We start from the raw sequence: 8,749 nt of genomic DNA, 5'->3' as shown, positions 1-8,749 counted from the left end.
GCGAGGTAGTGAACCCGAACACTGGAAAAGCAGGCGGGTAAGAAATACCCCGCAAACGGAGCAATGGAACACCGAGACGGCGGACGATATGGAGTAAAAATAGAGTTTGACACTCCGAAAAAAGAAAAACAACTAAAAACGGCTAAAATATTGTTGACGCTATAAGTAGGGATATGGCACAATACGGGACGAGGTGATTTATGAATAATAGAGTTACAGGAAACACGGCACTAGCAGTGGACGACAACGATTATGTAGAACCAGTAAAAAACGAACCCACAAAGACAGAGGCAGACCTAAACGCAGAGGCGTATATGGATGCAGAAATGGCTAGAAGTAATATAACGGGTATGCTAGGCATTACAGCCCGTTTAAGGCGAGCCACAAAGGACAGGGGCGATTTACAAGAGGCGGAAAGGCTAGGCGAGGAGTTAATGGAGTATTACGAACTGCTAAACAAAAGCTATAAACCAGAAGTAGAGAAATATATCAACACTGTATTAGTGGAAAGGTATAAGGAATATGCAAAAAGAATATAAGCTCTCCAATATATGTTGTCCTTGCTGGACAACCGGGCGCAAAAACATGCACAAAACCCTGCATAAAAGAGGGTATGATGGGTGATGAGGGGCTTGAACCCACGACCCGCTGATTAAGAGTCAGCTGCTCTACCAAGCTGAGCTAATCACCCAAACGAACGCCTCTATCATAGCAAAAAAACTACTTTACAAACTCTATAATAGCCATAAGCGCATTGTCGCCTACACGACGGCGCGTTTTCAATATGCGCGTATATCCGCCCGGACGCTCCACAAAGCTGGGAGAAAGCTCCCCAAATATCTTCCTTACACAGAGCTTGTTAGGCAACTTCTTCATCACATGGCGAATTGAAGAAAGCTCATTCTTTTTACCCACCGTGATAAGTGGCTCTATAAAGCCCCTGAGTGCCTTAGCCCTCAAAAGAGTAGTCTCTATCCTGCCATGCTCCACCAACGATATTGCCATATTACGCAACACCGCTATCCTGTGGGCAGTGCCCATCCCTAATGTTTTGCCGCTCTTGCCGTGACGCATAACCTTTACCCCTCTTCACCACTAGACTTATAGCCATATTTAGTCAAATCCATATCAAGCCCCAAGTTCATCCCAGCAAGCACAACCTTGATTTCATCAAGCGACTTCCTGCCAAAATTCTTAGTCCTCAACATATCCGCCTCGCTCCTACTGCACAGCTCCCACAGCTTCTTCAAGCCAGCATTCTTCAAGCAATTTGATGCACGCACGGATAGCTCCAGCTCCTCAAGGTCTTTAGTAAGCAATGTTTCAATATTGTCGCCAGCTTGCGCAGACAAAGACGCTGAAACAACTTTCTGCTCCTCAAAGTTGATAAAGAAAGACAAGTAGTCTTTCACTATCTTAGCCGCAAAAGCAATCGCATCACGCGGCGTAACAGAGCCATCGGTTTCCACCTCTATAGTCAGCTTATCATAGTCGGTGCGTTGCTCAAAACGAGCCTCACCCACACTATAATTTACACGCTTTATAGGTGTAAATACAGCATCAACCTGCACCACCTCTACATCATCAAACTTGCCTTCTTGCTCTTCCACCGGCACATAACCCACCCCACGCTCAACATATAACTCCATATCCACTTCAGTGCCATCACCAGTGATAGTAAGTATATGCTGGCTAGGGTTCAACACCTCAACATCGCCAGTAATATCAGCCGCCGTAACAACAACATACTGTTGCCCTTTATCCTTACGCTTCTTAATGCGAACACGCCTGCGCTCGGCAGATGACGACTTCAGCTCTACCATCTTCAAGTTCAACGATATGTTGACAACATCCTCTGCTATGCCCGACACTACGTCAAATTCGTGCTTAACGCCATTCATCTTGAAGCCCACAATGGCAGACCCTTCAACAGAGGATATAAGCATACGCCGTAGCGAGTTGCCGATAGTAGTGCCAAACCCTTTCGGCAACGGCTCCACCACAAACTGGTCATACACCACAATAGTCCTGCCTGTGCTCTTATCTAGCTCCCGCACCTTTTGCGCACCCTTGACAGCCTCTACAGACTTCGGTTTTATCAAGCTATTAAAATTCATTATCATTACTATAATCTCCGATAAGGCAATCTATTACTTAGAATACAATTCTACTATTAGCGACTCCTGCATATCATAGCCAACGTCGGAACGCTCTGGCAATCTGCTAACATTTGCCTCAAAGTTATCCTTACTCACAAGTAGCCATTCAGGTGTCACCCCGCGTCCGTCAGCACCCTCTATCGCATCAGATATGCGCTGGAGCTTCTTACTAGCATCAGCTATGCGCACTACCTGTCCCGATTTTATAGAATAAGACGGGATATTTACTTTCTTGCCATCCACCAGAACATGGTCATGGCGCACTAATTGACGCGCCTCTTTACGACTGGTAGCAAACCCCGAACGATACAGCACATTATCAAGCCTGCGTTCAAGCAATTGTATCAATATCTCACCGGTAATGCCAGCTGAACGCGTAGCCCGCTCAAAATACTTGCGGAACTGCCCCTCCAACACCCCGTATAAACGTTTCATCTTCTGCTTCTCACGTAGCTGAACGCCATAGTCAGAAACCTTTTTCTGATTCTTGCCATGTTGCCCCGGTGCATAGGCTTTCTTATCAAGCCCACACTTCTCAGTGTAGCAACGCGTGCCCTTAAGATATAATTTTGAACCTTCCCGCCTGCAAAGTTTGCAACTAGGTCCTGTGTATCTAGCCAAAATACGCCTCCTTAGCTCAAATAAACAACGATACTATATACGACGCTTCTTGCGCGGGCGACAGCCATTGTGAGGGATAGGCGTAATATCACGTATAAGCGTTATCTTTATTCCCGCCTGCTGTATAGCCCTAACAGCACTCTCACGCCCAGAGCCAGGTCCATTAAGGTTGACTTCAACCTCACGCATACCAGCTTCCATAGCCTTCTTAGATGCAGCCTCAGCCACAAGCTGCGCCGCAAACGGCGTAGATTTACGAGAGTTCTTGAACGCCTGCGTTCCGCCTGTGCCCCAACATATAACGTTACCCTTTACGTCCGAGAAAGTCACGTGAGTATTGTTAAAGGTGGCACTTATATGCGCTATCCCTTTAGGAACACTCTTCTTTTCCCTTTTACCGCCTCTCTTTGAACCAGCCATCTATAAGCCTCCCTATTTCTTCTTTATGCCACGCTTGCCTGCAAGTCCGCGCCTCGTCCTAGCATTGCTCCGCGTCTTCTGCCCACGACACGGCAGATTGTTCTTATGACGCAACCCCCTGTAACAGTTGATTTCCATAAGACGCTTTATATTAAGCCCAACTTCCTTACGGAGCTCGCCTTCAGTCTTTACCTCCGTGTCAAGATATTTACGGATTTCAGATACTTCCTGCTCCGTAAGCTCGCCTACGCGCTTATCCGCAGGGATACTCGTCTTTTCAAGTATCACCTTAGCGGTAGAACGCCCTACGCCGAATATATAGGTAAGCCCTATCTCAATCCTCTTGTTATTAGGTATATCAACACCTGCTATACGAGCCACTTCGCTACCCCCTTATCCTTGCCGTTGCTTGTGACGAGGGTTCTCGCAGATTACGCGAACCACACCCTTGCGTTTCACAATCTTGCACTTACTGCAAATAGGCTTTACACTAGCTCTTACTTTCATAACACATCTCCTCAACGCTATCGCACTACTTATGCCTGTATGTTATCCTGCCCCGCGATAAATCATAGGGCGACATCTCCACCGTAACTTTATCACCAGGCAATATACGAATAAAATTCATCCTCATCTTGCCCGATAGATGCGCCGTAACGACATGCTCATTCGGCAACTCCACTAAAAATTTAGCGTTTGGCAGGGCTTCTTTTACGACGCCGTTCGCCTCAATCACATCTCCCTTATTCCCCATAAACCCCTATCATAATTAATTCAATCAAGCGTAAGTATCGCTACGCCGTTATCCGTCACCGCTATGGTGTTCTCATAATGAGCCGCCAGCTTCCCATCACACGTCACAGTCGTCCAGCCATTTGAAAGCGTCTTAATGCGCCAATCACCCTCTGACACCATAGGCTCTATAGCAAGCACCAATCCTTTCTTTATCTTAGGCGTCAGCTTCACACCAAAACCTTTTTCAACATAGTTAGGCACATTCGGAGCTTCATGCAGTGAACGCCCCAAGCCATGCCCTTGCATATCCCTTACAATACCAAAACCATTAGCTTCAACGTAGCCCTGCACAGCCGCAGATATATCAGCTACCCGTCCGCCAATCTTCGCACACTCTGCACCCTCAAAGAATGAACGCTCTGTCACGTCTATCAACTTTTTAGCGATGTCGCTAACCTCCCCTACTGCATAAGTCCGCGCAGCATCAGAGTGAAACCCGTTCCTAAACGCACCTATATCAACGCTAACAATGTCACCATCTTTCAATACCCTATCACTGCTTGGAATGCCATGCACTACCTCACAGTTCACCGACACACACGCAGAGGCGGGAAACCCCCTATACCCCTTAAAAGAAGGTAATGCAGAGTGCGATGTTATAACATTTTCAACCAACTTGTCAATATCTTTTGTAGAAATACCCGCCCTTATAAAACTATCAAGTTTTTCAAAGACCTCTACGAGTATCTTACCGTTCTCACGTATTAAGGCTATTTCACTGTTGCTTTTGAGGTATATCATTCAAAAATACCTTGAGCTTGCCTATATATATTTCATCTGCAGGTGCCATGCCGTCTATAGTCAACAGATTAGTCCCGCGCTCATAATACGTCAGCAATTTCTCTGTAGTATCATGAAATATCTTTAAGCGTTTTGCCATAGTAGCCTCATTATCATCATCACGTTGAATAAGCTCTCCGCCACATTTATCGCACACACCCGCAACACTCGGCGGATTAAACGATATATGGAACACTTTGCCACATTTAGAACAAGACCTACGCCCTGCAGCACGCTCTATTAAAACTTCATCAGGCACTTCAATATTTACAATATGCGTCAGGCTTGTGCTGTGCTTTTTTAGCATAGTATCAAGTTCTTCCGCTTGAACAACAGTGCGCGGAAACCCATCAAATATCGCACCCTTCGCGCATTCCGGACGTTTCAATGCTTCACTTATCAGGTCTATTATAACACTGTCTGTCACCAGCTGCCCTTCGTCCATATATTTCTTAGCCTGTTTGCCCAACTCTGTCCCACTGCGAACAGCTTCTCGCAACATATCACCCGTTGATAGCTGAGCTAAACCGAAATCTCTAATAATATATGCAGATTGCGTCCCCTTGCCTGATGCAGGAGCACCTAGCAATAAAACATTACGCCTGTCAAACATACCCTAATACCTCCCGCGCATGCGCCCTTTGCTTAAAAACCCTGAATAGTTATTCGCTATAAGGTGCGATTCAATCTTCTGCATCATATCAAGCCCCACCCCTACTACAATCAGCACACTAGTGCCACCGAAATAAAAGGGCATACGGAATAGCTGTATAATCACCTGTGGCATTACTGCCACAATTGCCAAATACGCTGCGCCCACAAAGGTAAGCCTTGAAAGCACATAGTCTATATAGTCAGCTGTAGCTTCACCCGGTCGTTTGCCCGGCACTACGCCACCTGATTTTTGTATATTCTCCGCTATATCCTTCGGATTGAATATAATAGAGGTATAAAAATACGTAAAAAACACTATAAATACAAGTTCCAGCAAGTAGTAAAACCACCCCGATGGCGAAAAAAACTGCGCAAGCCGCTGTATAGCAGGTGCAGTAGAAAAGGTCGCTATAGTGGGGAACAGCGTCACTATAGTAGAGGCAAATATTATCGGTATAACGCCCGCAGGGTTCAACTTCAACGGCAGATACGATGCCCCACCCTTGCTCCCAGCCCCAATAGACGCTTTTCTAACGTATTGTATAGGAACACGCCGCTGAGACGTCTCCATAAACACTATCGCAACCAACGCCACCGCCATTAAAGCACAGGCAACAATCAAAGGAATAATCTGCATCTCCCCTGACTTCATCAACGAAAACGTTTTAGTTATAGCCGATGGGGTCCCAGCAATAATGCCCGCCATTATTATGAGCGACATGCCATTTCCCACGCCGAAAGTCGTAATCTTTTCGCCCAGCCACATTAAAAATATAGTGCCAGTCGTAAGCGTCAGTGCAGTAGTCAGCCTAAACGACAACCCGCCATGCGCTACCACCAGTGGCATGCCATCAGGAGCTGTCATAGTCTCAATGCCCATCGCAATGCCGAACCCCTGAAACATACTTATAAAAACTGTCAAATAACGAGTGTATCTAGTAACTTCTCCCGCCCCTCAGTGCCACGCTTTTTCAGCTCGGCGAGGTGTGGCAGAACCACAGTCAAAAGCTCCAATATAATAGATGCCGATATATATGGCATTACCCCAAGCCCAAACACAGTCAACCGCTGTAATGCACCACCAGTGAACATATCAAAGAAACCGAACAACCCGCCACTGGCGCGCGCAAAGAAGTTTGCCAAGGCGTCCCCATCTATCCCCGGCGTAGGCACGTGAGCACCAAGCCTGAACACAGCCAAGAGCAAAAGCGTCATTATGAGCTTTTTGCGCAATTCGGGGACGGAGAAAATCTCCTGTATCTTATTCAACATAAATTAAATCTATTTTTTATCCTTACTCTTACTTTCACTCTTGCCCTTACTCTCGCCATTATCCTCGTCTGCTTTCTTGTCTTTAGGTTTATTGCTACCAGCCTTGCTAGCGGCAACAATAGCCCTTTTCTTAGCTTTGCTCGCCTCTTTAGCCGCCCTGCGTTTAGCTACGTCCTCGTTATGAACAAACGGCGGGAGCAATGTCACACTGCCACCAGCTACTTCTATCTTCTTGCTAGCAACTTCCGATATTTTATCAACGGTGAACGATAATTTCTTAGTTATCTCCCCAGTAGCAAGAATTTTAACGCCATCCTTGTTGCCGTGTATCAGCCTAGCAGCTTTAAGCGTTTCGGCATTTACTTCATCGCCAGACTCAAAGCGAGCATCTACAAGAGCTAAATTCACTACTTCATAGACAGTCTCAAAACGTGCGTTGCTGAAACCGCGTTTCGGGGTGCGCCGCACCATAGACATCTGCCCGCCCTCAAACCCAGCTTTAGACCCACCACCACCACCTGCACGTGCACGTTGCCCTTTATGCCCCTTGCCCGCAGTTGTGCCAAGCCCACTACCTGTGCCTCTGCCGAGCCTCTTTCTGCCTTTATTCGCGCCTTTTGCAGGCTTTAATTCATGTTTCAGCATTGAAACCTCTCCTTAAATGTTACCTATGTTGCACGAGACTAGATATGTCCTTGTCACGCGCATTTGCCACCTGACTAACAGTGCGTATCTGGTCAAAGCCGTTCATAGCAGCATACAGCGAATTAAACGGATTGCGACTACGGACAGATTTAGCAAGTATATTTTGTAGCCCCGCCAGTTCAAATAGCGAACGTATTGCACCGCCAGCGATTATGCCTGTTCCCGGTGCTGCTGGTTTCATTATAATCTCACTTGCACCAAATCTGCCTATCACTGCATGCGGGAGCGTCCCCTTGTTGACGGGTATAGAACACAAATTCTTGCGGGCGGTTTCAAGTGCTTTCTTTATAGCATCAGGCACTTCACGCGCCTTGCCATGGCCTATCCCCACCATTCCATCGCGATTGCCTACAACGACCAGCGCAGTGAACTTAAACACGCGCCCGCCTTTCACAACCTTTGTGACCCTTCCTATATGGACTACCTTATCCGCAAGCTGTTATTCTTCGCCTATCAACTTTGCACCCTCCTAAAACTCTAATCCGCTTTCGCGAGCCGCTTCAGCAAGCGACCTGACCCTGCCATGATAGATGAAGCCACCCCTATCAAAGACAACGCTCTTTACCCCTTTAGCCTTAGCCCGCTCCCCAACAAGCTTGCCAACGCTAGCTGCCACATCTTTATTGGCATTGCCCTTAAACTTCGCCCTCAGCTCCTTCTCCAAAGAACTTGCTGATGCGATTGTCGTCCCCGCAACATCATCTATCACCTGAGCATATAAGTAGTGGTTGCTCTTATACACAGCTAAGCGTGGACGTTCCTGAGAACCTAATACTCTCTTCCTCAGCCTAAGGTGACGGCGTTCGCGACTAATATGCTTATCTTTAATGTTCATACGTTCCTCTATTTCTTACCTGTCTTGCCAGCTTTCAACGCTATATGCTCGCCCGCATAACGCACACCCTTGCCTTTATAAGGTTCAGGTTTGCGAAGCCCGCGAATATTGGCAGCTACCTGCCCCACAAGCTCCTTGTCTATCCCTTTAACGGTAATCTTCTGCGTTCCCTCAACGGCAAAATCTATCCCCGCTGGTGGATTAAACACAACAGGATGTGAACGACCCAGATTAAAATCAAGTGCCTTGCCTTTCAGGGCTACCCTATAGCCAATCCCTACTATCTCAAGCGACTTGGTAAAACCAGTTGTCACACCTACTACCATATTATTGACTAACGTGCGCGTCAATCCATGCAGACTAACAGCTTTTAAGCTATCATCCGGACGATTCACCGCAACTACGCTACCATCAACTTTTATATTCATAATAGGGTTGAGCGTCCTAGTGAGCTTACCTTTCGGTCCCTCAACTGTTACCACACCATTAACTTCGCTGATTTTTACGC

The 8,749-nt window shown here is 46.8% G+C and carries 12 protein-coding genes, 1 tRNA gene and 3 pseudogenes; 1 reads left to right on the top strand and 15 read right to left on the bottom strand.

What is annotated here, in order from left to right; translation table 11 throughout:
* Positions 1-200: 200 nt before the first annotated feature.
* Entirely contained in the window at positions 201-539 is a 339-nt protein-coding gene (locus AC1MDJ_RS05865; RefSeq protein WP_479690003.1) for a hypothetical protein, read from the top strand.
* Positions 540-617: 78 nt separating this feature from the next.
* On the opposite strand, the gene AC1MDJ_RS05860 is transcribed toward AC1MDJ_RS05865, so the two are convergent.
* The 15 genes and pseudogenes from AC1MDJ_RS05860 to rplF form a co-directional block, all read right to left on the bottom strand.
* Positions 618-691, bottom strand: a tRNA-Lys gene (locus AC1MDJ_RS05860).
* 29 nt (positions 692-720) lie between these two features.
* Positions 721-1,074 (bottom strand): 50S ribosomal protein L17, encoded by a 354-nt coding sequence (gene rplQ / locus AC1MDJ_RS05855; protein ID WP_479690002.1) that lies wholly within the window; start codon positions 1,072-1,074, stop codon positions 721-723.
* A gap of 5 nt (positions 1,075-1,079) precedes the next feature.
* Entirely contained in the window at positions 1,080-2,123 is a 1,044-nt protein-coding gene (locus tag AC1MDJ_RS05850) for a DNA-directed RNA polymerase subunit alpha (RefSeq protein WP_479690001.1), read from the bottom strand.
* 27 nt (positions 2,124-2,150) lie between these two features.
* Positions 2,151-2,780: a 30S ribosomal protein S4 gene (gene rpsD, locus AC1MDJ_RS05845; RefSeq protein WP_479690000.1), complete on the bottom strand. Its 630-nt coding sequence runs from the start codon at positions 2,778-2,780 to the stop codon at positions 2,151-2,153.
* A 33-nt stretch (positions 2,781-2,813) separates the two neighbouring features.
* Entirely contained in the window at positions 2,814-3,200 is a 387-nt protein-coding gene (gene rpsK, locus AC1MDJ_RS05840) for a 30S ribosomal protein S11 (protein ID WP_479689999.1), read from the bottom strand.
* 12 nt (positions 3,201-3,212) lie between these two features.
* Positions 3,213-3,581: a 30S ribosomal protein S13 gene (gene rpsM, locus AC1MDJ_RS05835; protein ID WP_479689998.1), complete on the bottom strand. Its 369-nt coding sequence runs from the start codon at positions 3,579-3,581 to the stop codon at positions 3,213-3,215.
* 12 nt (positions 3,582-3,593) lie between these two features.
* Complete coding sequence (gene rpmJ / locus AC1MDJ_RS05830) at positions 3,594-3,707, bottom strand: 50S ribosomal protein L36 (RefSeq protein WP_128466087.1); 114 nt, start codon at positions 3,705-3,707, stop codon at positions 3,594-3,596.
* Positions 3,708-3,732: 25 nt separating this feature from the next.
* Complete coding sequence (gene infA / locus AC1MDJ_RS05825; RefSeq protein WP_479689997.1) at positions 3,733-3,954, bottom strand: translation initiation factor IF-1; 222 nt, start codon at positions 3,952-3,954, stop codon at positions 3,733-3,735.
* Positions 3,955-3,974: 20 nt separating this feature from the next.
* Positions 3,975-4,736 (bottom strand): type I methionyl aminopeptidase, encoded by a 762-nt coding sequence (map, locus tag AC1MDJ_RS05820; RefSeq protein ID WP_479689996.1) that lies wholly within the window; start codon positions 4,734-4,736, stop codon positions 3,975-3,977.
* Positions 4,711-5,388, bottom strand: coding sequence for an adenylate kinase (locus AC1MDJ_RS05815; protein WP_479689995.1), 678 nt, complete (start codon positions 5,386-5,388; stop codon positions 4,711-4,713). Before AC1MDJ_RS05815 ends, map begins: the two co-directional genes overlap by 26 nt.
* 3 nt (positions 5,389-5,391) lie before the next feature.
* Positions 5,392-6,701, bottom strand: a pseudogene (secY, locus tag AC1MDJ_RS05810) (preprotein translocase subunit SecY).
* A gap of 204 nt (positions 6,702-6,905) precedes the next feature.
* Positions 6,906-7,346 (bottom strand): annotated as a pseudogene (gene rplO / locus AC1MDJ_RS05805) (50S ribosomal protein L15); the annotation flags it as partial.
* Between the two features lie 19 nt (positions 7,347-7,365).
* Positions 7,366-7,842, bottom strand: a pseudogene (gene rpsE, locus AC1MDJ_RS05800) (30S ribosomal protein S5); the annotation flags it as partial.
* A 33-nt stretch (positions 7,843-7,875) separates the two neighbouring features.
* Entirely contained in the window at positions 7,876-8,241 is a 366-nt protein-coding gene (gene rplR, locus AC1MDJ_RS05795) for a 50S ribosomal protein L18 (RefSeq protein ID WP_479689994.1), read from the bottom strand.
* 8 nt (positions 8,242-8,249) lie between these two features.
* Positions 8,250-8,741, bottom strand: coding sequence for a 50S ribosomal protein L6 (rplF, locus tag AC1MDJ_RS05790; RefSeq protein ID WP_479690004.1), 492 nt, complete (start codon positions 8,739-8,741; stop codon positions 8,250-8,252).
* Between the last annotated feature and the right edge of the window lie 8 nt (positions 8,742-8,749).

The sequence above is a fragment of the Candidatus Termitispirillum reticulitermitis genome (genome assembly GCF_054655775.1).
This window is presented reverse-complemented; position numbering and strand designations above follow the sequence as displayed.

What these genes read in the sequence shown, in the direction of transcription:
- infA (WP_479689997.1), bottom strand. Translation starts at nt 3,954, where the DNA reads ATGGGGAATAAGGGAGATGTGATTGAGGCGAACGGCGTCGTAAAAGAA.
- rplR (WP_479689994.1), bottom strand. Translation starts at nt 8,241, where the DNA reads ATGAACATTAAAGATAAGCATATTAGTCGCGAACGCCGTCACCTTAGG.
- map (WP_479689996.1), bottom strand. Translation starts at nt 4,736, where the DNA reads ATGATATACCTCAAAAGCAACAGTGAAATAGCCTTAATACGTGAGAAC.
- rplQ (WP_479690002.1), bottom strand. Translation starts at nt 1,074, where the DNA reads ATGCGTCACGGCAAGAGCGGCAAAACATTAGGGATGGGCACTGCCCAC.
- rpsK (WP_479689999.1), bottom strand. Translation starts at nt 3,200, where the DNA reads ATGGCTGGTTCAAAGAGAGGCGGTAAAAGGGAAAAGAAGAGTGTTCCT.
- rpmJ (WP_128466087.1), bottom strand. Translation starts at nt 3,707, where the DNA reads ATGAAAGTAAGAGCTAGTGTAAAGCCTATTTGCAGTAAGTGCAAGATT.
- AC1MDJ_RS05815 (WP_479689995.1), bottom strand. Translation starts at nt 5,388, where the DNA reads ATGTTTGACAGGCGTAATGTTTTATTGCTAGGTGCTCCTGCATCAGGC.
- AC1MDJ_RS05865 (WP_479690003.1), top strand. Translation starts at nt 201, where the DNA reads ATGAATAATAGAGTTACAGGAAACACGGCACTAGCAGTGGACGACAAC.
- AC1MDJ_RS05850 (WP_479690001.1), bottom strand. Translation starts at nt 2,123, where the DNA reads ATGATAATGAATTTTAATAGCTTGATAAAACCGAAGTCTGTAGAGGCT.